The sequence below is a fragment of the Pedobacter psychrodurus genome (genome assembly GCF_032678585.1).
Taxonomy (GTDB): Bacteria; Bacteroidota; Bacteroidia; order Sphingobacteriales; family Sphingobacteriaceae; genus Pedobacter; species Pedobacter psychrodurus_A.
The window spans coordinates 49,824-74,009 of the sequence record NZ_JAVTSN010000003.1; the positions used below are offsets into that span (position 1 = coordinate 49,824).

The window sequence follows — 24,186 nt, forward strand, 5'->3', positions numbered from 1 at the left end:
TAGTTTATTATTATAAATGCAGACCAAACCTATTGCCGCTAAAAAGCAGTGGCTGTTTATTAGAAACGTAATCTTTTTTACATTTACCTCTTTTGGTGGGGCGCAGGCGCACCTGGCCTTGCTGCTGAAATATTTTGTACAGAGCACCAAGTTTATCTCCGAGGAGGAATTGTTAGAACTAAATGCACTGGCCCAGGTATTGCCGGGGCCGGCATCTACACAAACACTGGTAGGAATAGCCTGGAAGGTTGGCAAGCTCAAGCTGGCCATCATCACCTTCCTGATCTGGATATTGCCTACAGCGGCCATCATGACCTTTGCAGCGATCAGTTATGCCTTACTCGATCAGAAACAAAAGTTTAACGATATTTTAGAATATATCCAGCCCATAGCCCTTGGTATTGTGGCCTATGGAGCCTGGAAATTGGGCAAAAAAGTTTTATCTTCTCAGGTTTCTATATTTCTGGCTATTGCTTCGGTTATTGCTACTTTGGTATTAAGAAATGCATACGTATTCCCTTTATCTATTTTAATAGGAGGGATGATATCATCTGCGATAGAAACCCCAAAAGAAGAAACGGAATTAAGGGTTAAACTTTTTTCGAATATTAACCCTAAAAAGCTGGTTTATTTTATTGGCGCATTATTGCTGTTCGCTTTAGTGGGCGCAATTATTAACCGTACATCACCTTTCAGTTTACCCATCCGTTTGCTTGAAAATTTTTACCGTAATGGGATTTTGGTTTTTGGCGGCGGACAAGTGCTTGTACCATTGATGTTTACAGAGTTTGTGGAGATGAAGCATTATTTGCCTTCATCTGGTTTTCTATCTGGTTTTGCATTACAACAAGCCTTACCAGGACCTACATTTTCTTTTACCAGTTATCTGGGTGCCTTGAGCATGAAGAATTTTGGTTATGGGATGTGGGGGCAGATTTTAGGTGGATTAATCGGCGTAATAGGCATTAACTTGCCTGGTTTAATCCTTGTTTTATTTATTGTTCCCTTTTGGGACGATCTTAAAAAGATCTCCAGAATCCGCCATAGCCTATCGGGAATCAATGCCGTGAGTGTAGGGTTTATCATTGCCGCATTTATCCTTTTGCTAATCCCAATGGGCTTTAACTGGGTGTTTTTAGGAATTATGATTGCGACGTTTCTGTTGCTTAATTTTACCAAGGTAAGTCCTCCCGTTATTGTATTAGCGGGTATATTGATTGGGTATATATTCTAGCATTTGCTTTAACGAAGAAGCGTATACATAACAGCCTTGATGATGAGGAAAGCAGTTACAGTGCCATTTAGGTTAAAGTAGTCCCGCTATCACTGCTGCTCCGATAAGGATCGGGAGCATTCGTTTTATCGGGTTTAGATGGGTCGGTTTCCTGCTACCAGGCTCGTTTTTCCATCTCAGGACTATTTTTAGCGGTTAATAGCAAATAATTATTCCTAAAACGGTGGATCATCATCATTATAATCATCCATTTTGGATGGACGAATGATCACATTGCTTTGCTTTTCGAAATCTTGTGACGGATACATTCCGGCAGATGGATCTGCAGCAAACGAATTTGGAGGTGCGTTAAAATCATCTTCCAGATCGACGAACTTCACAAATTTACCTATAAATTTAAGCGGCACAATTCCGGTTTCACCGTTACGGTGTTTTGCAATAATTACCTCACCAATACCCGCCTGCGATCTTCCTTGCTCATCTTCGGTAATACCATAATATTCGGGACGGTATAAGAATAATACCATATCCGCATCCTGCTCAATTGATCCAGATTCACGTAAATCGGATAACATCGGCCTTTTTCCCTGCAAACCTGGCCTACTCTCTACCGCACGACTTAACTGCGATAGTGCCAATACCGGAACATCAAGTTCTTTTGCTACAGATTTTAAGGCCCTTGAAATACTACCGATTTCCTGCTCACGGTTTCCACCACCTTTACCTTCGCCTTTACCATGCATTAACTGCAAGTAATCGACAATTACGAGCTGGATGTCGTACTGAGATTTTAATCTACGGCATTTTGCCCTAAACTCAAAGATATTTAGTGCGGGCGTATCATCTATTAACAGGGGGGCTTCAGTTAAACGGCCAATTTTACTGTGTAATTGTTGCCATTCCCATTCCTGTAAATTCCCTTTTCTGATTTTTTCCTGCTCAATTTCTGCTTCACCGGAAATTAAACGATTAACCAACTGAACCGACGACATCTCTAGTGAGAATACAACCGTTGGTTTAGCGAAATCGACGGTAGCGTTTCTGGCACAGGTTAGCACGAATGCCGTTTTTCCCATCGCCGGACGAGCCGCAATAATTACCAAATCCTGCTTTTGCCAACCGCCTGTAATTCGATCCAAGCCTGTAAAACCGGTAGGAACACCTGTTAAACCATCTGTTTTGGTACGAAGTTCTTCGAGGGTAGCTAACGATTGCTTGATGATATCGTCCATTTTCTGGGTATCTCTACGCAGGTTGTTTTGGGCAATTTCGAAAAGACCTTTTTCAGCCTGATCCAATAAATCGAAAATATCGGTAGTATCCTCATAAGCATTGGTAATGATTTCGGTTGAGATCCTGATTAATTCACGCTGAATGTATTTTTGAGAAATAATACGGGCGTGGAACTCGATATTCGCTGCTGAGGCAACACGGTTGGTTAAATTAGTAATGTAATAAGCGCCGCCAACGATTTCTAAAGTACCTAAAGTACGCAATTCGGCAGTAACCGTTAAAATATCTACAGGTCTCGACTTTTGGAATAAAATATGGATAGCCTCGAAAATTTTCTGGTGGGCAATATTATAGAAAACCTCTGGTTTCAAAACATCGATTACGGCTGAAAGGGCATCTTTTTCGAGCATGAGGGCACCTAAAACCGCTTCCTCAAGATCTAATGCCTGGGGAGGGATCTTACCCTGTGAACTAATGGTATTACTTAACCTGCTTTTTCTAGCAGTCATACTGTTCTTTCCGCCTTGTTCATTATCCGTACTCATGCAACAAAAGTAATCAAATTTTGACGCGATTGCTCGAATTAGTTCTTAGCTGTTTGTTAACAAATTGAAGCATAATCAGATTAAATTTTATGTGATTTTATAAATCGCCAAAATTTTTAAACAATTAAATGTTAATAAGGATCATATAGATTAGGGCTAAAACATTTATTTGAATACTTTTGCCTAACAATTTCAAAACATGGATAATTTTAGAAGACCGCAACGCGCAAAAGAGAATAATGAGTTTGTATTTGGCATCAGGGCCGTAATAGAAGCCGTTAAAGCAGGAAGAGATATCGAAACGATTTATCAGCAACGCGGTTTAGGTGGCGAATTATTCTTAGAGTTAAAAGCGCTTTTAAAAGATACCTTGATTCCTTTAAATTCAGTTCCGATTGAGAAACTGAATCGCATGTCGCAAAAAAATCACCAGGGTGTAATTGCGGTCATTTCTCCGATCACCTATCAAAACATAGAGGATATTGTACCAGCTGTTTTTGAAAAGGGAGAGGTGCCTTTAATACTGGTTTTAGATAGCGTAACCGATGTGCGTAATATGGGCGCAATTGCTCGTACCGCGGCCTGTGTTGGTGTACATGCCATTGTTGTACCTTTAAAAAATGCTGCACAGATCAATGCTGATGCGATAAAAACATCTGCAGGCGCTTTGTTTAGCATACCAATCTGCCGTCATGCCAATCTGCATAAAACCTGCTTGTTTTTACAGGAAAGCGGCTTGCAAATCGTTGCCTGTACCGAAAAAACAAATGATTTTATTTACGCGCCAGATTATACGATGCCTACCGCAATTGTAATGGGATCGGAAGATGAAGGTATTTCTAACGAACTTTTACGTGTAGCCGATCATTTGGCTAAAATTCCGATGGCCGGTAAAATCGAATCCTTAAATGTTTCAGTAGCTGCTGGCGTAATTTTATACGAAGCCGTTAGACAAAGAACCGTTTAACGTAACAGCGAAATAATCGGTGACGGAATTAAAGCAGTTTTGAGATAAACAGGATCCTGTTTATCTCTTATTTTTAGAAGCGACGAATACAAATACCCCCGCTACCAAAATAATACCACCCGCATAAGGAGGCCAATTGACGGATTTTTCCTTGTCTGCAGATATTTGGATTGGTCCCGCATCTACAATTTTTTCTTTTCGTGTGTAGCTAAAGCCAGTCCAGATTAGCATCGCAATCCCAACCACAATTAATATAAGTCCTACCGTTTTGTTCATGATGTTTTATTTATATCAGAACAACGGCAGGTTAATTATGTTTTATTGAAATGAATAACCCAGGCTTATCTTTTGCGCATAATTAACATTGTCGGCCATTTCGAAGGAAAGAGAAAAACGTTTGATATACAGAAAGTAATTAAAAACCCAACCCATCGAATTTTTCCCCCTAATGATATCATTTGTTTTGATGCCAGACCTAAAACTATTTGCAAAGTTAGGTGTGCCGCCAATAAAAAACCTAAAAGCATGTCGGAAATCATGGTTATCCCTTACCCTCCAGATCACCTCTGTAGATAATCCAGTGGTCCAAAGCACCTTTTTGTTGGAAACCGCTACGTAGTCAGGAATATGGCTGTTATAAACCTCTTGTCTGAACTTGGTATAATCGCCGCCCTCAAAGCTAACTGCATTTTCAAAATTAATATACCTAAAATCTGTATTCCCGTTAGCGGAAGTTTTGTGAAGGCCTGCAGAAAGTCTTAAACCAACTCCACTGATAGATTTTTTAAAAGCCGGAAGATAATTCTTAAGATTCTCTGTACTGTTGTCGTTATCTCCACCCGAGGCTTTTCCTATATAGCCGTACATGCCATAAGAAATATTTGATTTTTTGAAAGTGTGCGAACGGCTTATGTTTGCCATTCCGAGTTCGAAATCCGTACCAGCGCTTGGTGATATAGAACCGGCATAACTTGCTGATACATTTGTTAAGCTTTTAACGCTATCCGCACCCATTGCTTTTGGCATATATCCCATATTGTTCCCCAGAACAGCAGGGGTAAGAAAAGATGTACAGGAAGTAAATGTGGCAAGGAAAAGGAAAGAGGCGAGAGCGATAATTTTAGTTTTCATTTTTACTTTTTTGTTATTCGTCAAAGAAATCAACCAATCCACCCAGAAAATATTCCTGGATCCCATCTGTAAAATCTTTATAGTCTTCATCAGGAATATTGGTCTGTTTATACTCCAGCGAAGTTCCTTTTTTGTCTTCGTGAAGTTTTATGGTTACAATTGAGGCATCGTTTTCTTCGCCAAAATACCATTGTTGTACAATTTGCTTACCATAGGTAAATTCTATGTTTTTCCCGGTAATATCGCCATCCCAAAAAGAAAATTCAGTTCCTGGTACTTCTTCAAATTCAACATCGGCACCAGTCCATAATTTTATACTGGTTTCTTTGGTAAGGGCTAAATAAACTTCTTCGGGTGGGGCAGGGATGTAGGTGTATTTTTTAAAGTCTTTCATGATCGTGATTTGCTGGATTTATGGATTTTTAGGATTAATGCCTGAAATAAAAAAGTTTATTTGTCCAATCCTGCTTTATATTTATTGTCTCTTGAGTTATATATCTTTTTAAATTGGAGGCTTGTAGCGCCAAAATTAACTAATAATCCTATAGAAAATCCATAAGCCACAACATAATTTTTAGCTTGAGCTATCCATCTTGTAAATGTTTTTAGCACTTGGTTCAAGACAATAGTTAGGGATAAAACTATCTAAGTTACCAATATCTTTATACTTACTTATTTGTGGTTTTAGGTATCATGCAAATCCACTAATCTTTCTAATCCTGTTGTTATTTAAATGCGTTTAATCCTGTCACATCCATTCCGGTGATCAGTAAATGTATATCGTGTGTGCCTTCATAAGTGACCACCGATTCTAAGTTCATCATATGGCGCATAATAGAATATTCTCCTGTAATACCCATTCCACCAAGCATTTGGCGGGCATTACGGGCAATATCCAATGCAATTTCTACACTGTTTCTTTTGGCCATCGAGATCTGTTCGGCTGAAGCCCTGTTTTCACTTTTTAAAACACCTAAACGCCATACCAATAGTTGTCCTTTGGTGATTTCGGTCACCATTTCTGCTAATTTCTTTTGTTGCAACTGGAAACCACCAATAGGTTTTCCGAACTGAACGCGTTCTTTCGAATAACGTAAGGCCGTATCATAACAGTCCATTGCAGCACCTAACGCACCCCAGGCAATACCATAACGGGCCTGATTTAAACAGCCCAATGGGCCTTTCAATCCTCTGATTTCGGGAAAAATATTTTCTTTTGGTACTTTTACGTTATCAAAAACCAGTTCGCCAGTTGCTGAAGCACGTAAACTCCATTTATTATGTGTTTCGGGGGTTGAAAATCCTTCCATTCCACGCTCTACCACCAATCCACGAATTTTTCCGGATTCGTCTTTGGCCCAAACTACCGCAATATCTGCAAAAGGCGCATTGCTGATCCACATTTTGGCACCGTTTAAAATATAATGACTTCCCGCATCCTTAATATTGGTCACCATCCCCCCTGGATTAGAACCATGATCTGGCTCTGTTAAACCGAAACAGCCCATCATTTCACCACTGGCTAATTTTGGGAGATATTTTTTACGCTGTTCTTCGGTGCCATAAGCATAAATAGGATACATCACCAACGAACCTTGAACGGAAGCTGTTGAACGGATTCCTGAATCACCACGTTCAATTTCCTGCATCAAAATTCCATAAGCAGTATAATCCAGTCCTGCACCACCGTATTCAACTGGTATTGTTGGACCAAAAGCACCAATATCGGCCAGGCCTTTTATCAAATGTTTAGGGAATTCTGCTTTTTGCGCATAATCTTCAATAATCGGACTCACTTCTTTTTTTACCCAATCTCTGGCCGTAGCACGAATTAATTTGTGTTCATCGGTTAACAATTCGTCCAACAAATAATAGTCTGGCGCCTCATACAGGTCTTTTTTTACTGATTTGCTCATGTAATTTCGTGTTATCTGGTTAAGAAATCGCGTTAATTTCAAAGGTAACAATTTACGGCAAGGGGCATTATATTCATGAATAAAAAATTAATTTTGCAGCTTACAAAACATACATGAGCCATTTCAAACAAACCGTAGCCTTAAAGGATGTAAAATGTTTTGCCCTACATGGTTATTATCCAGAGGAGCAACTTATTGGAAATCATTTTGTTGTAGATTTAGAAACGGAGTTTACACCACGAGGTTTTGATGATGAACTGGCGCAGACGGTCAACTATGAGGATTTGAACAACATTATTCTCGAAGAAATGAAACATACCCAAAAGTTATTGGAAACGGTTTTGAACAATATCATTTCGAGAGTAATCGCCCTGCATCCTTTTGTTGATACTGTTTATGTAAGTATGAAGAAATTAAACCCACCAATGCCTGGCCAGATTGGGCATTCTTTTGTTAAACTAACCTATACATCAGCCAAATAAAATGAATTTCACCAAAATAAATCCTGAGATTTTAGCAGAAATCAAAGCAGCCATAGGAGCAGATCGAGTTTTTACTGATGCAGATAGTTTAGAAAATTATAGTCATGATGAAACGGAAGATCTGCGCTATCAACCAGAGCTGGTGGTAAAACCAACAACGCCTGAAGAAGTTTCAGCTTTACTTAGAATCTGTAATGCACATCATATCCCTGTTACGCCTCGTGGAGGCGGAACGGGCTTAAGTGGTGCAGCTTTACCTATTTATGGCGGTGTTTCTTTATCGATGGAAAAATTTAAAGCTATCCTTGATATTGATACTGAAAATCTACAGGCAACGGTTGAGCCGGGCGTAATAACAGAAGAATTTATCAATGCAGTAGCCGAAAAAGGGCTTTTATACCCTGTAGATCCAAGTAGCAAGGGCTCTTGTTTTATCGGAGGCAATGTGGCCCATGGTTCTGGCGGACCAAGAGTAGTAAAATATGGCACCATTCGCGAATATATCTTAAATCTCGAGGTAGTTTTACCCAATGGCGATATCATATGGACGGGTGCCAATACGTTGAAATATGCATCTGGTTATAATTTAACACAATTAATGATCGGTTCGGAAGGTACTTTGGGCGTGGTAACTAAAATTGTAACCAAATTATTGCCTAAACCTACTCAATCTGTTTTAATGATGGGTTCTTTTAATACCAACGAAGATGCTTGTGCGGCAGTTTCAGCCATTTTCAGGGCAGGAGTTACCCCATCTGCTTTAGAGTTTATGGAGCGGAAAGGAGTGGAGTGGGTCATCAAATTCGATGATATTAAATTTGATTTGAAGGACGATGTTGCTGCTTTACTAATGATTGAATTTGATGGAGATGATTTAGATGATATTTTTAAAAACTGCGAGAAAACCAATATCGTTTTAGAAGAACACAAATGCACAGATGTACTCTTTGCAGATACGGCGGCTCAAAAGGAAGAATTATGGCGGATGCGGAGAACAATGGCCGAATCAGTTAAAGCTAACTCCGTTTATAAAGAAGAAGATACGGTTGTTCCACGCGCAGCTTTACCAAAGTTAATCAATGGAATAAAAGAAATTGGCACCAAATATGGTTTTGAGAGCGTATGTTATGGCCATGCAGGCGATGGAAATTTACATGTAAATATTATAAAGGCCGGAATGAGCGATGAGGATTGGAAAAATAAACTCAAGTTCGGCATTGCCGAAATATTTGAATTAACCACAGCTTTAGGTGGAACATTATCTGGCGAACATGGAATCGGTTTAGTTCAAAAGGAGTTTATGCCAATTAAATATTCCGAAATCCACCTAAATTTAATGCGGGGCATTAAAAATGTTTTCGACCCCAAGGGGATATTAAATCCAGGTAAAATTATGCCGGAAGAGCTAAAGAAGTCAAGTTTTTAAAACTTGACTTCTTATCCAAGTTGCTCAAAACCTAACATCTTTTGTTTTTCTTTATCTGGTATTGCAGTTGGTTTGCCTGTGCTATAATCCACAGCGATACATACTGTTTTGCCTTTGCCGCAGATCACTTCTTCATTTCCTGTTAGTTTAACGATCTGATAATCCAGATCGAAACTTGTATTGCCAATACGAGATGTTTTTACATGGATGGCGATTTTATCGTTCATCACAATTGGTAAAATATAATCCAGCTCTGCATGGGCAATTACAATTCCGGTTTTCTTCCAATCCCACTTGATGATTTCTTCCCAGTACTTGGTTCTGGCAATCTCCAGATAGGTAAAATAAATAGAATTGTTTACGTGCCCCATCAGATCGAAATCAATAAAGCGCAAATGGATATTGGTTTTATAGTTGAATTTGTCTGAAAAACCCTTTATTTCTGCCAATTTGTCTTTTGAAATGGATTTATTTTGCCAAAATGTCTTAAAAATCATAAATATTTGCTTTGGTATGTAAGTTGAATATGGTGTATTATCAATTTAAAAATTAGAAAAAATAAATAATAAGCGATATGACACTAGTAAATTTTAACAACAGAACCCGTAACACAGCTCCTTACTTTAACAATGTTTTTGATTCATTGTTTAGCGACGCAGTAACTAAAAACAAAATGGTTGATAAATCACCAAATGTGAACATTTACGAAAATGAAACTGCATACGTAATCGAGTTAGCAGCTCCAGGTTTAAAGAAAGAAGATTTTCAGATCAATTTAAAAAAAGACAACCTTTCTGTTTGGGCAGAAGTTAAAAAAGACGAAACCCAGGTAGCAAAAGATTTTACACGTAAAGAATTTGATTACAGCTCATTCGCAAGATCATTTAATTTACCAGATAGCGCTGATGGTGATAACATTACTGCCGAGTATAAAGACGGTATTCTATCCATCAATATCAGCAAAAAAGACGATGCTAAATTGCAACACAAAGAAATTGTGGTATCGTAATAAAAATATTCTCGAAAGAGGGTTTTTCATAATAGTTTAAGTTTAGGTTTTATAAGGTTAATGCTGGATAGCATTAACCTTATTTTGTTTTAAGTATTTAGATTGATTTTAAGTTACATTCTTAAAATCACCTTAATCTCATTTTTTGTACTTTTGCGCCATGGAAAGAGAAATTCTGGATACGAAACGTAAAGCACTTAAAATAAACCTTGACCCGAGAATTTACGGCACATTTGCCGAAATTGGCGCGGGACAAGAAGTTTCCAGGAACTTTTTTAATGCAGGTGCAGCATCTGGAACAGTTGCAAAGACCATGTCGGCCTATGATATGACTTTTAGCGACGCCATTTACGGAGCAGAAGCCAATGGCCGTTATGTGAGTCAGAACAGGCTTTTACAAATGCTCGATCACGAATTTGGCCTACTTAACGAACGTTTATCAGGCGAGAAATACGAAAGCCGCACCTTTTTTGCATTTGCAGATACCGTAACTACCCTCAATTATAAACGCACCAACGAACCTCACGGTTGGGTGGGCATCCGTTTCCAGAATGAGCCTGGAGGTATGCCAAATGAAATATTTTTCCATGTTCGTTTGCTGGACACCGATGTAAACATGCAACAGCGTGTACTGGGCATTATTGGGGTAAACTTGCTTTACGCAGCTTTTTACCATTATCAGGATCCAAAAATCATGGTAGAATCGCTGGCCGATAACCTAACCATCGGATCAGTTGAAATCGATTTGATTTCAGTTAAAGGCCCAGCTTTCCCTGAAGTGGATAATATCTTACTTAATCTATATATGATTATGAAGGATTTCTCCGCAGCGGCGATTTTCGATGCAGATGCACACCCACGTCAGGCTAAAGATCTTTTATATAAAAAGGATATCATGATTTTGCGTACCAAATACGGACAGAAATCGTTGCCAAACTTTAATTTATTTAATAAAGCTACCGATCAGTTTAAACGTACAAACAAGGTAGAGGAGGGGAACCTGGCGGTAATGATAGAGGTTTTGTTAACCAATGTTTTAACCGATGCACAAGAAACTCCAGATGATATTGATCTAGAATCAGTAGCTAAACGTGCCCAGGAAATGTGCGATACTGGAAATATTGTGATCGTTTCGAACTTTACCCGCCATAACCGTCTTGCAAAATATCTGGCCAGATGTAAACCTAAAAGCGTTGGTTTGGCCACAAACATCAACAATTTAAAATTTGTATTCAATTCAAAAAACTTCACAGGCGAAAACTACTCAGGTCAGTTATTGAGTTATGTAAACGATATGTTCAATACCAATGTGAGGTTATTTGCGTATCCATTCCTGGATAAAAAGACCAATCAGGTCATAACCACAGCAAATATGCCGGTTACGCCTGAAGCAAAGCCATTATTTGATTTTCTTTTAATCAATGGTTATATCACCGATATTAAGGATTACAATGAGGATGAGGTGAAGACGGTTTAGGGTTATATCTCAATTATGATTCATAACTTGCATTGATATGCAATATGTTTTTGACTGATAATATGAGCGGTCGTCACCCTGAATTTATTTCAGGGTCTATTTAGCCTGAAATAAATTTAGCATGACGAGCTTATAAAATTAAAGACGCTATAAAATACTTTCCCATATGTTTTTAGGATCTTTAATGCTAACCACATTGCCATTTTTAGCGTTAGTTATTCTTTCTTTTATATTAGAACCGAATTCGGAATTATATGGGCTTTCCTCTTCTTTTTTAAAAGAAACATTTAAAGCTTTTAAAACAGCTTCGATTGCAGCCTCTTGCTTTTTGTTTTTAGGATGTGCGATTATAGTCATAACAATTATTTTACAATCAAAAAATACGAAATTATTCAATAGCAATCAGATGCTTATAATTAGAGATGCAAATTATTCATTGCTTGGATGAATTCAAATCCTTACTGATCCGCAGCGCTTCGGCAATAATTTCCTTTGGATAATTGGACATTTCTAAAATTCTAATGGCATTTTTGGTTTTAAGCGGGCCTTCTTTTAACTTATGGTCAAAGATAAGTTCATCATTGGTAATGGTTTCGGTAAAATGATAAAGTTCATACTCTTCCGCTAACATATTAGATAGTTCAATATCATGGGTGGCCACGAAAGTTAAATTCTCTTTGCAGTTTAAGTGCGACAATATGGCTTTTGCCGCTGCAATCCTTTCGATGGTATTTGTACCCTTAAATACTTCATCCAAAACAAAAAGATTTTGATCTTCGCTTTCAACCGCATTAATTAAATAAGACATTACATCTACTTCTTCTAAAAAATAGCTTTTCCCTTGAAACAGATTATCATCGATTCTTATGGAGGTATGTAATCTGAAGAATGGTGCTTTATACTCTTCCGCAAAACAGGTATAAATCGTTTGCGCGAGCACCGAATTGATGGCTATGATACGTAAGAAAGTTGATTTTCCCGACATATTTGACCCCGTAATCAACATACTTTTTCCATCAAGCTTCAATGTATTGTCGATGCAGTTCTCGATTAACGGATGTTTAATGCCTTTAAATTCGACTCCTTTGTAAGTCTGGCTAAATTGTGGTTCGCAGGTATTTTCGCTTTCCTTTAACGATGCTACAGATATAGCCATATCGATACTGCCAATGTATTGATATAGATTTAAAATGTCTTCCTGGGAATTTTCAATCAGTTTGATCAATTTGAAAAAGGTAAAAATTTCGATCAGAAAAACGGCTTTAATGATCTCGAAGAGATAAAGTGGGATCTGGCTTAAATCGCCTTGATTATTCTGGCTAAAATCCTGATAAAGAATACCTATTCTTCTCTGGAATTTCTTGAAAACCGGAATGGCATTATTTATTTTTTCAGTCTCAAAAGGAAGTTTTTCCTTTACCAGTTTTCTCGAAACCTCAATTAAAATGTTAAGCTGCGAGAGTGATTTGGTAAAAACGAGCAGGTGCTTTTTATTCCAATAATTCAAATACGTAGCATTAAAAACGATCAGGAAAAGAGCTAATATTAAAAAGATGGAAATTTTAATGGATAGGATTAGTAATGTTGCTAAAACTATTAGATCAACTGAAAGCCATTTAAACCATGTAGGTTTTTCTACCAATTGATCATTTAACAATAACACCACAGCATAACTATCGGTACTATTGAGTTTTATCAGTTCTGTCTGAGTTTTTTCCCTAATGGATGGGTTCTCTGAAAAGAAGCGAGCCTGATCACTTAAATGCTTTAATGCTTCACGGTTATTGCTTGGCTTAGCCAATTTGTTATAAAGAAATTGTTGTCCGATTTTGCTGCTTGTACGATCAACTTTTGCAAATAACTGGTCGAAATCGATGTCGGCCATGGTTTGATGAGAAAGTACATGGAATGCCTGGTCTTTCACATATGTTGAATACCAGCTTGCTTTATCGAAATTGATAACCTCTGTTTTTTCTTTTCCCCAAATATCTTTAAGATCTTTTAAAATCTGTTTCTTCTTTTTTCTTTTGTCAAAAAAAGCAAATAGCATAAGGAACAATAAAGCTGCAATTCCGAATAATAGGTAGGTCATGTAATGTACTAAGCGCACACAATATACAGGATAAATATTTTTATTTTAATAATTTTTCAACTACCTGTTTATAACTGTCACTAACAGGCAGTTCCTTGTCCGCTATAAATAATACATTCTTTCGTATAGCGGTTATTTTATGGATATTTACGATAAAGGATTTGTGGATTCTTTCAAAATACCCTGGCAGTTCTTCTTCCATGTTTTTCATGCTTGAGCGAACCACAGCTGCTTTCGGACTGGTAGAGGTATGGATCTGGATGTAATCTTTTAGCCCCTCCAGGTAAGTAATCTCGTTGAAGCTGATCTTCATTAAGCTATAACCTATATTCACAAACATATAATCTTGCTTAGGCAGATGGGATTGCGAAGCAGACTGTTTAAGCTCATACAGGTCTTTAGCTTTGTTACAAGCTTTCATGAAACGATCAAGCGATACAGGTTTCATTAAATAATCTACCACATCGAGCGCAAAACCCTCTAAAGCATATTGTTTGTATGCTGTAACGATAATTACCATTGGCTTTTTAACCAAACTTTGGATAAACTGTAGTCCGGTGATTCCAGGCATCTGGATATCGATAAAAATCAGATCTATCGATTGTTCCTGCATGATTTTATTGGCTGCAAATGCGTCATCGCAACTGTCTACCAATTCTAAAAACGGAATGCGGCTAATGTTGTCGGCCAATAACTGTAGGGCTAATGGCTCATCATCAATGGCTAAACACTTGATCATAACGTTAATTTTATGGTGAGGTGAACATTGAACCATGCATCTTTTTTTTCTATTTCCAATTGATGGTTTTTGCCATAAAGTAAATTTAAACGTCTGCTTACATTGCTTAAGCCAATACCCGAGGCAGCATCTTTCACTTCATTTTCGTCTGTGCTAAACTTGTTTCTGACGATGAAAGTCAGCTGCTCATCTTCTGTTTTTAGATCGACAAATATTTTGGGGTTTTCGATCATCCCAACACCATGTTTAAAGGCATTTTCGATAAATGGAATTAATAACATGGGTTCTATTTCATCAAATTCGCTTTCGATATGCATGTTGGTTTCAATTTCTACCTTTTTTCCGAAGCGCTGCTTTTGCAAATCAATGTAGGCCTGCAAATACTCGGTTTCGGTTTTAATGGATACTTTTTCTTCATCTGTTTCGTACAACATATATTGCATTAAACCAGATAATTTCATCACGGTTGGCTCCAGTTCATTGCTTTTTAGCCGCACCAAGGCCACAATATTGTTCAGTACATTAAAAATAAAATGAGGACTGATCTGCGATCGAAGAAATGAAAGCTCCGTTTTCATGTTTTCCTGTTCGCGCTGCAAAGATCGTTTTTCTTCACTAATCCGGTCCGAAATCATGGTAAAGGCCGTGCTTGCCGCGATGGTTAATAGAAAGGTTGGGGTATTAAACCAAAGTGTTCTGCCCAGGTTAAAATTAAAATCGGGTAATAAAATATGGAACAAGATCGAATGAACAGTAATGGCCAGAAGTAAACAGGCAACGAATGATAGCCCATACCATAAATATTTTTTCCTGTAAAAGAAAGAGGGGATTAAAACCTTACTGTTTAAATAAAAAATGGCAATCCAATAAAAGTAACTGATAAAATTTAACCTTAAGAACTGGGTTTCTTCGTAGCTGCTTAATGGGTGAGGAGGACGACTTCTATTCACATTAATAATATAGGGCAAAGTGATTAAAACAACCCAAACCAAAATATGCAGGCTTAATTTTATCCACTTTTTTGAGAAATTAATCGTCATTATTTTTTCTTTTGCGCTTCGCATCGCTAAGTTATTATTTATTATGTTTTTTAAGGTGTTTCGTCATGCTGAATTTATTTCAACATTTTGATGATATTTTTAAAGAGTAGCGCATCGGGACATTAACCTCTCAAATTAAAAGCCCCGATGCCTGGTGCTACTCGTATCTTAATGCATCTATCGGATCTAAATTGGATGCTTTCTTTGCTGGATAATAGCCAAAGAAAACACCTGTAATGGCACATACAACAAAGGAAATAACGATTGAAGATTCTGCGATTAAAATTGGCCAGTTTAAGAAATAGGAGATGAGATAAGCCGAGCTTACCCCCAATATTACGCCAATTATACCGCCAGTGATACTGATTAAAATTGCCTCTATTAAAAATTGCATTAAAACATCTTGTCCACGGGCGCCAATAGACATTCGAAGACCTATTTCCCGGGTACGTTCGGTAACCGAAACGTACATAATATTCATAATCCCAATCCCCCCAATGAACAGTGAAATACCTGCTATTGCTGTTAAAAGGACGGTTAACATACCACTTGTGGCGCTAATGGTACTGATTAGTTCAGCTTGTGTACGCACCTGAAAATCATCAGTTTCTGCAGCTGTTAATCGGTGGCTTTGTCTTATGGCATCCGAAATTTCGGTTGTAGCCGCAGCACTTGAGGCTTCTGTTGTTGCAGATGCATAAATACTTTGCAGGTAGTTGGTTGCGGTAATTCTTTTTTGTACGGTTGTGAAAGGGGCGAGGATAATATCGTCCTGATCTTGTCCGAAATTACTTTGCCCTTTTGATTCTAACACGCCAATGACCTGAAAAGGAATGTTTTTAAAACGTATAATCTGGCCAATAGGGTTACTTCCATCGGGAAACAGGTTATCAATCACTGTTTTACCCAAAAGACAAACTTTAGCAAAACTTTTAACATCATTTTCGGAAAACAGAATACCATCTTTAAGTTTCAGTTGACGGATATTTAAATAATCAGGGCTTACTCCGGTAATGGTAGTTGGCCAGTTATAGCCACCTTTAATGGCTTGTCCGCTGGTAGAAACAACAGGCGATAAACCATTTATATTTTTCGACTGTAGTTTTTGAATCGCGGTGATATCTTCCAGTTTCAAAGTCTGGATGCTGCTTCCCTGTAAACGTACACCGCCAGGTTCGTTGCTTTGTGGCATAATGGTAATCATATTCGAACCCATACCAGAAAGTGAAGAGCGGATACTTTGTTTAGAGCCTTCGCCAATCGCCATCATTGCAATTACTGCTGCTACACCGATGATAATGCCCAACATGGTTAAGAATGCACGAAGTTTATTTCGCTGCAATGCTAGAAAGGCAATCCTTAATAAATTTGTTATGGCCATGATTTCCTTGATTAATAATCATCCGATTCGGGCAAACTGGCCAAAGCCTCTTTTGCCGAACGTTGATTGGTGTTAATACTATTTTTTTGGATTTTACCGTCCCTTAGCATAATGGTTCTGGTACTAAAAGCCGCAATATCAGGCTCGTGGGTAACAAAAACGATGGTTTTGCCTTCAGCATTCAGCTCCTGCATTAAAGCCATAATTTCGTATGACGTGCGGGTATCTAAATTTCCTGTAGCTTCATCCGCCAAAATCATAACAGGATGATTAACCAATGCCCTAGCAATGGCCACGCGTTGCTGCTGTCCGCCAGATAACTGACTAGGTGTATGATCAAAACGTTCAGCAAGTTTTACCGATTCAAGCGATTTAATAGCCCTTTCTCTTCGTTCATCTGCCGATATCATTTTGTTATAAAACAGTGGAAGTTCTACATTTTCTAATGCAGATGTTCTTGGTAAAAGGTTATAAGCCTGAAAAACAAAACCAATTTTGGTATTCCTCAAACCAGCAAGCTCATCCCGGTTTAAACTTTTAACATCAACACCATCCAGATGATAACTTCCATCAGTAGGTTTGTCTAAACAACCTAGAATATTGAGTAGAGTTGTTTTACCAGAACCGCTACTTCCCATAATGGTTACAAACTCGCCTGCTTTAATATCAAAAGTAATACCTTTTAATGCCCGAACAGTTTGATCGCCCATTACAAACTCACGTTTTAAGTCGTGTATATCTAATATCTTCTGTTCCATTATTTCCTTCTGTTACCGCCTGGGCGTTTTGGCATGAAAGGACTAGATTGGCCCTGACTTGCTGCCTGACTTTTACCCATGCTTTGCGCGCCTGTAATCACTATATCTGTTGCTGCTAATCCTGATAATACTTCAACATGTGTATTGTCGTTTATACCTGTTGAAATTTTCTTTTGTACCAGTTCTTTTGCACTTTTTTGTACCCACACATAAGCTTCATCTGCTGCTGCTGGTTTCTTTTCAGGATTTACCCAGGTCATTTGATATTTACCTGCCAAAGTTGAATCTGGGTTATATTTTATCGCCTTTGTTGGAATGAGTAGTGCATTATTCACTTCTTTTGTGAAAATGGTAATGTTTGCGGTCATCCCTGGTTTTAGCTTATTCGCATCGTTCGAAGTATTGATAATGGTTTTATAGGTGACCACGTTCGATGAAATGGAAGGGCTTAGCCTGATTTCCTGAATGGTTCCTTTAAAGGTATCGTTCAAAAAGGCATCTACGGTAAAAGTTGCCCTTTCGCCTTTAGAAATATTACCTACATCAGCCTCATCCACAGATGCTTCTACCTGCATTTTCGTTAAATCTTTTGCAATACTGAAAATGGTTGGTGTACTGAAACTTGCTGCAACTGTTGTTCCTTCACTCACGCTTCTCGAAAGCACCGTACCATCAATTGGCGAATATATACTGGCCAGCGATAAATTCTTTTGCGCTGAAGCCAGCTGTGCTTTAATGCTATTAACGGATGCTTTTGAGGCGTTGTAAGTATATAAGGCATTGTCGTAATCGGCTTTGCTCACCGCACCAACTTTATATAAGTTATTTTGGCGGCTAAAATTACCCTGCTGGTAAACCAATGCGCTTTGCGCACTTACCAGATTGGCCTGGTACTGATTTACAGTCGCCTCGAATAAGGTTTTATCCAATTCGGCCAATAATTGTCCCTTTTTAACTTTAGAGTTGAAATCGGCGTAAAGGGTTTTAATCGTTCCCGATACCTGTGTACCTACCGCCACTGTATCAACCGGTTGAACTTTACCTGTGGCGGTAACATTTTCGGAAATATAACCTGTTTTGGGTTTCTCCGTTTCCAGAACCACCACCTGTTCTTTTTTGCGTAAAGCGAAGTACCAAACAGCAAACAAAGCTATCGCGATACCGAGGATAATGAATATTGTTTTCTTTTTCATGATTCAAATATTAAGTTGACTAGGCGGCAGCCATCATCATGTATTTTAGTTAGTTATAGGAACTCCTGTGTAAAAATTATAGATTCTGGTGTATAGGTTTGCAGTATATTTTGCTTGTACAAAGGACTGTAAGGCCTGCACATATAAATTTTTCTGTTGCAGGTTTTCGACGATATTGTTTGTACCTTCTTTTAATGCCGCATTCGAAATCCTTAAAGCTTCGCTTGTGTAGGTAAACTGTTGTTGTGCAGCAGTATATTGACTGTTTGCATTTTGTACATTGATATACGCACGTTCTACATTTTGGGTCAGTGTAGTTTTGGTATCTAAAAGAGATAATCGAGCCTGTTCAATGCTAATATTGGCCTTGGCAACATTGGTTTTTGTTACCCTTCTGTCGAAAATTGGGATTGATAGGGTTAAACCCAAATTCTGATAAAAACTATTATTCAACTGGTAACCATAACCGCCTACACTATTATTGCTATAACCTGTGTTCAGTGATCCGCCCAAGCTTAAGGTTGGGCGTAAGGTCGATTTTGCTTTTGCCAATTCTGTTGTTTGCAGCTGAATGTTTATTTCACCGCTTTTAACTTCCGGGCGAGTCCGTAATGCTTTGTCCTGTGCGGAAGCTAAATTATCCAATGCCGGTGCTACCGATACGGTATCTGTTGTACTTACTTCGAAAGCAGTTGCTGTTGGAATTTGCAATAACTGTTTTAATGTTAAGATATTCTGTTGCAATGTATTTTGAGCGGTAACTAAAGTGTATTTATCATTAGCGTATGTAGCCTGCAACTGTAAAAGATCCTTTTTTGCAATGGTTCCGAACTTAAATTGTTGTGCTGATTGTTTAACCTGTGCTTCGCTGGTAGTTAACAAGTCTTTTAAATAGGTGATATTTTCTCTGGCGAGCAAAATATTCAGATAAGCCTGGGTAATAGAAATGGTAATATCATTTTTAGCCGCTTCAACAGATAAATTTGCGGTTTGCAGGTTTAGTTCTTTGGCTTTTATATCATTTTTTAAATAACTCCCATTATATAAGGTAATATCTGAGCTTAAACCAAAACCACTGGTATTCTGTAATCCAGATTTGTAATTGGTAATTGCCTGCGATACATTTCCGGTTAAATTGGGAAGCACAGCCGATTTTGATGCAATTAAGTTCTGTTCGGCCGTTTGGGCATCCAATTTTAAAGTATTAATGCTGATATTTTTTTCCTTGGCATATTCAATGGCCGTTTTTAAATCCCATACTTTTGGGATTTCTTGTGCTTTAGTTGCATAAGCCGCTACAAGCAAAATGAATATGAAAATATATTTGATGTATCTGCGCATGGCGAATAAATTTTGTGTCTCTTTAGAACTATTGAACACAAAAATATATCCGATTCAAGCTGTATTTTATCAATTGAGACGAACACCTAAAATGCTGCGACGAAAAGCTGAAACTTTGAGACCACTCAAAATTTGAGATTTAATATACACGGCATATTTGTCTGTTTTTTGAACCACATAAGGCATATAAGCTCAATTATTTTCTTACATAGGCAATAGCTAAGCTGTTCTCAGGTGACTTAGGTGGTGAGAACATTGGTAATGTTATTTGAACCACCTTAGCCATCTAAGATCACCTAAGTTTCTTAGTTGCAATTTAACTTGACCATATAAGCTTACATGGTCTTAATGTATTAGATGGTAATAAATTAAACCATTTGTAATATCTAGCCGCTTTCATTTACACTTAAAAATGGAAAATACATTTACCACGTTTTTGAACCACGTAAGGCATATAAGTGAAATAAGCTCGATTGATGCGCATATATAGGCAATAGCTAAGCTGTTCTCAAGTGACTTAGGTGGTGTAAAAACATTGGTGGTGTTAATTGAACCACCTTAGACACCTAAGATCACCTAAGTTTCTTAGTTGCAATTTAACTTGACCATATAAGCTTACATGGTCTTAACTATCTTAAATGGTATCAGTTAAACCGTTCGTAATGTTGAGCCACTTTCATTCACGATTAAAGTATGATTTACACCACATTTCAAGGCGAAGTTATTTCGTTGGTGCCCCACAGGGAAGTCGAAGACAACAGGATAATTGTATTCCTTTATTTTTTCTAAAACGATATCATACACGGTTTTGCCAAATTCTTCACCAGCATCATCCGGTTTAACTTTAAAACCACCAATAATCAATCCTTTTAAGCTTTTTAATTTACTACTGCGCTTCAGGTTCCATAACATTCTATCAATGCTATACAGGTATTCACCGGTATCTTCTATAAAAAGTATTTTGTCTTTAGTATTCAAATCAGAATCGCTGCCTGCCAAAGTTTCAATAATACTTAGGTTTCCGCCTACTAAAACACCATCAATTTTGCCCATGCGGTTATTGATGTTGATAGGGGCGGTGTACCCCATCTGTTCACCAATCAATGCATTTTTTATGGATAAAATTGTTTCAATCTGTATCGGTTCGGCTTTACTCCAATCGTCAGGAAAACTATTGCACATTTTGGAGTGGATGGAAGCAATACCATAATTTTTGGCTAAATGGCAATGCAGAACGGTGATGTCGCTAAAACCAATAATCCATTTTGGGTTTCTTTTGAAAGATGAAAAATCGAGTTTATCGATTATCCTTACAAAACCGTAACCTCCCCGGGCGCACATAATGGCTTTAATTGTTGGATCATCAAGCATTTGCTGAAAATCTACCAATCTTTCATTATCCGTACCACCATAGGTAAAATCGCGTTTGCCGATGGAATTACCCACTTTAATTGTAAAACCCCAACTTTGCATCTGTAAAACAGAAGGCTGGATCTGTTCTGGTGTAATGTATCCCGCAGGACTCGTAATCCCGATGGTATCACCAGGTTTTAAATAAGGCGGTATTTTAAATGATGAATTTTCACTTTCTACAGTATTGGCTAAAGTTTTAAATACAGGAAACGCAGTTGCGGCTGCGATAAATGAAGAAAGGAAGTGTTTTCTGTTCATCTAAAATGTGATGTAATGTTGATCTGGCTAATATAGGATTTAAAATTTTCGCATAAAAGAAAAGGGATTTATATCCATAAATCCCTTTTTTAAACCAAACAAATTAATCTGTAAAAGATTAGTATAATGTGAATTATATAAATAACCCCGAATGAAATAAAATGTTTTGAGATTTTGAAAAAAATTTGTGTCATTCTGATCCGATAACTATCAGATGCAGTGAAGGATCCTTAAATTATAAGTAAATTTTTCCAACATATTAATGATTTGATTGCTCATAAAATATTTTTTAAATCACTGTATCTGCTAAATAGCCCTGATGGAAACGGAAATACTTTTTGGCCCCATGATATTGTATTTGAGAAAACATTTCCAAAAAGATTGAAGTGTACAGCAGGAACAACCCAAACTATGAGCACTGTAACTGCGCTTCTAATATTGAAAAAGCAGGACAATTAATCGAGATTCTTCACTGTGCTCAGGATTAAAGCATTTAGGTTAAAAGGTAAAGGCTACCCATCGCGGATAGCCTTTGCTAACAACAAAACAAATATAAGATAACCAAATCTTGCCTGATTGAGCAGAATCAGGGTAAAGTGCTATGAGATACACTTCGCGGCCTAGTAATGGATTCGAACCATTGTAAAGAGTTTATGAAACTCCAACCTTCCAATCGGTCAACTGGCCAATGTTTTATAACTGCCTTAATGCTAAATAATCGCTTAATTCTAAAATCTGTTCTTTATTTAAGCTATCTTCATCCGCCGAAACCTGCTGTTCATCTTTTTCCTTTTTTAGGGGATATAGGAGATTCGGGTATTCATCTATAGCTGGGTATTGAAAATAGATTGACATGATTTTTTTGTTTAACTGCTTAACATATTTTTGTTATTGATTAATGATGAGCAAATATAGAAATAAGTATATAATATCTATAGATTTAGTAGTGTTTGTTTTAAATTATCTTTCAACTGATTCATTTTCAATTAAATAATTTTCATTTCACCTTTATATTTACTTGAAATAAAATTCTGAATCAAATAAATCTGATCAACACAAGCCGTTTTTCTTAATAAGAAAAATAGCAGGGACGCAGCTAGTCCAGGAAATTCCCACCTTTATTTTTAAGCCTTTAAATTCAATTTCAGAAAAGCTAATTATTTTAAGGATATTTGCAGCTTAAACATTAAAATAGTAATTGTGTCTTTAGATAAATTAAAACTTAGCAAACCGCTTGTAGCAGCCATGACTGATGCCGGATTTTTAACACCAAAAGAGATCCAGATCAGAACAATGTCGCGCATTTTAGGTGGACAAGATGTTATAGCGGTGGGACCAGAGGGGTCGGGAAAAACAACAACTTATGTTTTAGCTACTTTAATGAAGTTGAAGTATGCCTTTGAGGAAGCGCCAAGAGCTTTAATTTTAGTACCTGATGCAGAACATGTAGACCATGTATTGGAGCAGTTTAAATTATTGAACCGCAACAATACCTTTAGGATTTTAGGAATTGACAGCCGTGGAGCTGTTGATACTCAGATGAACGAAATAACAGATGGTGTAGATATTATTGTTGCGGTGCCTGATCGTGCACGTGCTTTATATTTGAAACTGGCACTCAATACCAATAAAATTCAATTGTTTATTGTAGATAATGCAGAGCTTATTGTTAAAAAGGGCTTACAATTACCCGTTGTAGAATTGGCCAACAGTGCCTATAAATCTCAGCATGTGGTATTTACCGAAGTGATGCACGAAAAATTAAACCATATGATTTCTCCGTTCATGAAAGATTCTACCACAACAATTGAGGTAGACGAGATCGGCGAAAAGCAGGCAGAGGTTTATCAGCAGATGCTTTATCAGGTACCAAATTTCAGGACCAAGCTTAATCTGTTAACCTTGTTATTGAATGATACCGAGGTTTTTGATAAAGTGGTAGTTTTTGTCAATACACGCTTAACTGCACAAACGGTTTATAAAAACTTTAACCATACCAAAGAAAACGAGATCAGTATTTACCGTTCTTTATTCTTTGATGATAAGGGCTATGATGATATCGAAGATTTTAAAGATAATCCTGAGGCCAGAGTTTTAATTGTAGCCAACGAGAATCTGGAAGAGCTTGACATTCAGGGAATCCCTTTTATCCTGCATTTGGAATTGCCTGAGCAAAAGGAAACCTTAATTCAACGGATTGTTAAACATGGCGATGAAGATGTTGTGGCGATTACTTTTTCAACCGATATCGAATTGATCGAGGTGAAAAAGATTGAACAGGCAATAGGTCAAAAGTTAGCAGTAATGGAATTACCAGAAGATCTAAAAGTAGTTGATGCTGCCGCTAAACCAAAGAAAAAGAAAAGTGGGGAAGAGGAAGAAGATACCGACCGTGGTGCAGCCTTTCACGACAAGAAAGCGAGTAACCTGAAAAATTACAACTATAGTGCGGGCACAAAAGCCAAAATGACTTATAAAAATAAGAAGGGCTTGTCTTAAATGAGTAGGGCGTCACCCTGAATTTATTTCAGGGTCTATTTTGCAAAAAAAA

General features: G+C 37.6%; 23 protein-coding genes. 7 read left to right on the forward strand and 16 right to left on the reverse strand.

The window, feature by feature from the left end; all coding sequences use genetic code 11:
- Positions 1–16: 16 nt before the first annotated feature.
- Positions 17–1,234, forward strand: a complete 1,218-nt coding sequence (gene chrA / locus R2S57_RS02670) for a chromate efflux transporter (RefSeq protein WP_316843564.1) — start codon at positions 17–19, stop codon at positions 1,232–1,234.
- 215 nt (positions 1,235–1,449) lie between these two features.
- Here the strand turns inward: chrA and dnaB are convergent, their stop codons facing one another.
- The gene (gene dnaB, locus R2S57_RS02675) at positions 1,450–3,012 is read right to left on the reverse strand and encodes a replicative DNA helicase (RefSeq protein ID WP_316843565.1); all 1,563 of its coding nucleotides are present in this window, start codon (positions 3,010–3,012) and stop codon (positions 1,450–1,452) included.
- A 199-nt stretch (positions 3,013–3,211) separates the two neighbouring features.
- Between dnaB and rlmB the strand changes: the two genes are divergently transcribed.
- Positions 3,212–3,979 (forward strand): 23S rRNA (guanosine(2251)-2'-O)-methyltransferase RlmB, encoded by a 768-nt coding sequence (gene rlmB, locus R2S57_RS02680; RefSeq protein WP_316843566.1) that lies wholly within the window; start codon positions 3,212–3,214, stop codon positions 3,977–3,979.
- 60 nt (positions 3,980–4,039) lie between these two features.
- On the opposite strand, the gene R2S57_RS02685 is transcribed toward rlmB, so the two are convergent.
- From R2S57_RS02685 to R2S57_RS02700, 4 genes are all read right to left on the reverse strand, one after another.
- Positions 4,040–4,255: a hypothetical protein gene (locus R2S57_RS02685; RefSeq protein ID WP_316843567.1), complete on the reverse strand. Its 216-nt coding sequence runs from the start codon at positions 4,253–4,255 to the stop codon at positions 4,040–4,042.
- Positions 4,256–4,297: 42 nt separating this feature from the next.
- Complete coding sequence (locus tag R2S57_RS02690) at positions 4,298–5,110, reverse strand: hypothetical protein (protein ID WP_316843568.1); 813 nt, start codon at positions 5,108–5,110, stop codon at positions 4,298–4,300.
- A gap of 13 nt (positions 5,111–5,123) precedes the next feature.
- The gene (locus R2S57_RS02695) at positions 5,124–5,504 is read right to left on the reverse strand and encodes an SRPBCC domain-containing protein (RefSeq protein WP_316843569.1); all 381 of its coding nucleotides are present in this window, start codon (positions 5,502–5,504) and stop codon (positions 5,124–5,126) included.
- A gap of 331 nt (positions 5,505–5,835) precedes the next feature.
- Positions 5,836–7,026, reverse strand: a complete 1,191-nt coding sequence (locus R2S57_RS02700; protein WP_316843570.1) for an acyl-CoA dehydrogenase family protein — start codon at positions 7,024–7,026, stop codon at positions 5,836–5,838.
- A 113-nt stretch (positions 7,027–7,139) separates the two neighbouring features.
- Here R2S57_RS02700 and R2S57_RS02705 point away from each other — a divergent pair, with 113 nt between their 5' ends.
- The gene (locus tag R2S57_RS02705) at positions 7,140–7,508 is read left to right on the forward strand and encodes a dihydroneopterin aldolase (RefSeq protein ID WP_316843571.1); all 369 of its coding nucleotides are present in this window, start codon (positions 7,140–7,142) and stop codon (positions 7,506–7,508) included.
- A gap of 1 nt (position 7,509) precedes the next feature.
- The gene (locus tag R2S57_RS02710) at positions 7,510–8,934 is read left to right on the forward strand and encodes an FAD-binding oxidoreductase (protein ID WP_316843572.1); all 1,425 of its coding nucleotides are present in this window, start codon (positions 7,510–7,512) and stop codon (positions 8,932–8,934) included.
- A gap of 11 nt (positions 8,935–8,945) precedes the next feature.
- Here R2S57_RS02710 and R2S57_RS02715 read toward each other — a convergent pair whose 3' ends face one another.
- On the reverse strand, positions 8,946–9,431 hold the full coding sequence (locus R2S57_RS02715; RefSeq protein WP_316843573.1) for a thioesterase family protein: 486 nt from the start codon (positions 9,429–9,431) through the stop codon (positions 8,946–8,948).
- Between the two features lie 77 nt (positions 9,432–9,508).
- On the opposite strand from R2S57_RS02715, the gene R2S57_RS02720 reads away from it, so the two are divergent.
- Together R2S57_RS02720 and R2S57_RS02725 are read left to right on the forward strand one after the other, a co-directional pair.
- Positions 9,509–9,943 carry an Hsp20/alpha crystallin family protein gene (locus R2S57_RS02720; RefSeq protein ID WP_131530226.1) on the forward strand — a complete coding sequence of 145 codons (435 nt, stop codon included), beginning with the start codon at positions 9,509–9,511 and terminating at the stop codon, positions 9,941–9,943.
- Positions 9,944–10,103: 160 nt separating this feature from the next.
- Positions 10,104–11,420 carry a nicotinamide mononucleotide adenylyltransferase gene (locus R2S57_RS02725; protein WP_316843574.1) on the forward strand — a complete coding sequence of 439 codons (1,317 nt, stop codon included), beginning with the start codon at positions 10,104–10,106 and terminating at the stop codon, positions 11,418–11,420.
- A 147-nt stretch (positions 11,421–11,567) separates the two neighbouring features.
- On the opposite strand, the gene R2S57_RS02730 is transcribed toward R2S57_RS02725, so the two are convergent.
- The 10 genes from R2S57_RS02730 to R2S57_RS02775 all read right to left on the reverse strand — a co-directional run bounded on the left by R2S57_RS02730 (position 11,568) and on the right by R2S57_RS02775 (position 22,490).
- The gene (locus R2S57_RS02730) at positions 11,568–11,777 is read right to left on the reverse strand and encodes a DUF2683 family protein (RefSeq protein WP_316843575.1); all 210 of its coding nucleotides are present in this window, start codon (positions 11,775–11,777) and stop codon (positions 11,568–11,570) included.
- A gap of 76 nt (positions 11,778–11,853) precedes the next feature.
- Positions 11,854–13,512, reverse strand: a complete 1,659-nt coding sequence (locus R2S57_RS02735; RefSeq protein ID WP_316843576.1) for a MutS-related protein — start codon at positions 13,510–13,512, stop codon at positions 11,854–11,856.
- A 40-nt stretch (positions 13,513–13,552) separates the two neighbouring features.
- On the reverse strand, positions 13,553–14,251 hold the full coding sequence (locus R2S57_RS02740; RefSeq protein WP_316843577.1) for a LytTR family DNA-binding domain-containing protein: 699 nt from the start codon (positions 14,249–14,251) through the stop codon (positions 13,553–13,555).
- Complete coding sequence (locus tag R2S57_RS02745; RefSeq protein ID WP_316843578.1) at positions 14,248–15,291, reverse strand: sensor histidine kinase; 1,044 nt, start codon at positions 15,289–15,291, stop codon at positions 14,248–14,250. The genes R2S57_RS02740 and R2S57_RS02745 overlap by 4 nt, the downstream gene beginning before the upstream one ends.
- A 157-nt stretch (positions 15,292–15,448) precedes the next feature.
- Positions 15,449–16,672: an ABC transporter permease gene (locus R2S57_RS02750; protein ID WP_316843579.1), complete on the reverse strand. Its 1,224-nt coding sequence runs from the start codon at positions 16,670–16,672 to the stop codon at positions 15,449–15,451.
- A gap of 11 nt (positions 16,673–16,683) precedes the next feature.
- Positions 16,684–17,430, reverse strand: coding sequence for an ABC transporter ATP-binding protein (locus R2S57_RS02755; protein ID WP_316843580.1), 747 nt, complete (start codon positions 17,428–17,430; stop codon positions 16,684–16,686).
- Positions 17,430–18,623, reverse strand: coding sequence for an efflux RND transporter periplasmic adaptor subunit (locus tag R2S57_RS02760; protein WP_316843581.1), 1,194 nt, complete (start codon positions 18,621–18,623; stop codon positions 17,430–17,432). The genes R2S57_RS02755 and R2S57_RS02760 overlap by 1 nt, the downstream gene beginning before the upstream one ends.
- 45 nt (positions 18,624–18,668) lie before the next feature.
- Positions 18,669–19,964 carry a TolC family protein gene (locus R2S57_RS02765; protein WP_316843582.1) on the reverse strand — a complete coding sequence of 432 codons (1,296 nt, stop codon included), beginning with the start codon at positions 19,962–19,964 and terminating at the stop codon, positions 18,669–18,671.
- Positions 19,965–20,612: 648 nt separating this feature from the next.
- The gene (locus tag R2S57_RS02770) at positions 20,613–21,635 is read right to left on the reverse strand and encodes an LD-carboxypeptidase (protein WP_316843583.1); all 1,023 of its coding nucleotides are present in this window, start codon (positions 21,633–21,635) and stop codon (positions 20,613–20,615) included.
- Between the two features lie 693 nt (positions 21,636–22,328).
- Positions 22,329–22,490, reverse strand: coding sequence for a hypothetical protein (locus tag R2S57_RS02775; protein WP_316843584.1), 162 nt, complete (start codon positions 22,488–22,490; stop codon positions 22,329–22,331).
- Positions 22,491–22,835: 345 nt separating this feature from the next.
- On the opposite strand from R2S57_RS02775, the gene R2S57_RS02780 reads away from it, so the two are divergent.
- Positions 22,836–24,134, forward strand: a complete 1,299-nt coding sequence (locus tag R2S57_RS02780) for a DEAD/DEAH box helicase (protein WP_316843585.1) — start codon at positions 22,836–22,838, stop codon at positions 24,132–24,134.
- The last annotated feature ends 52 nt before the right edge of the window (positions 24,135–24,186 follow it).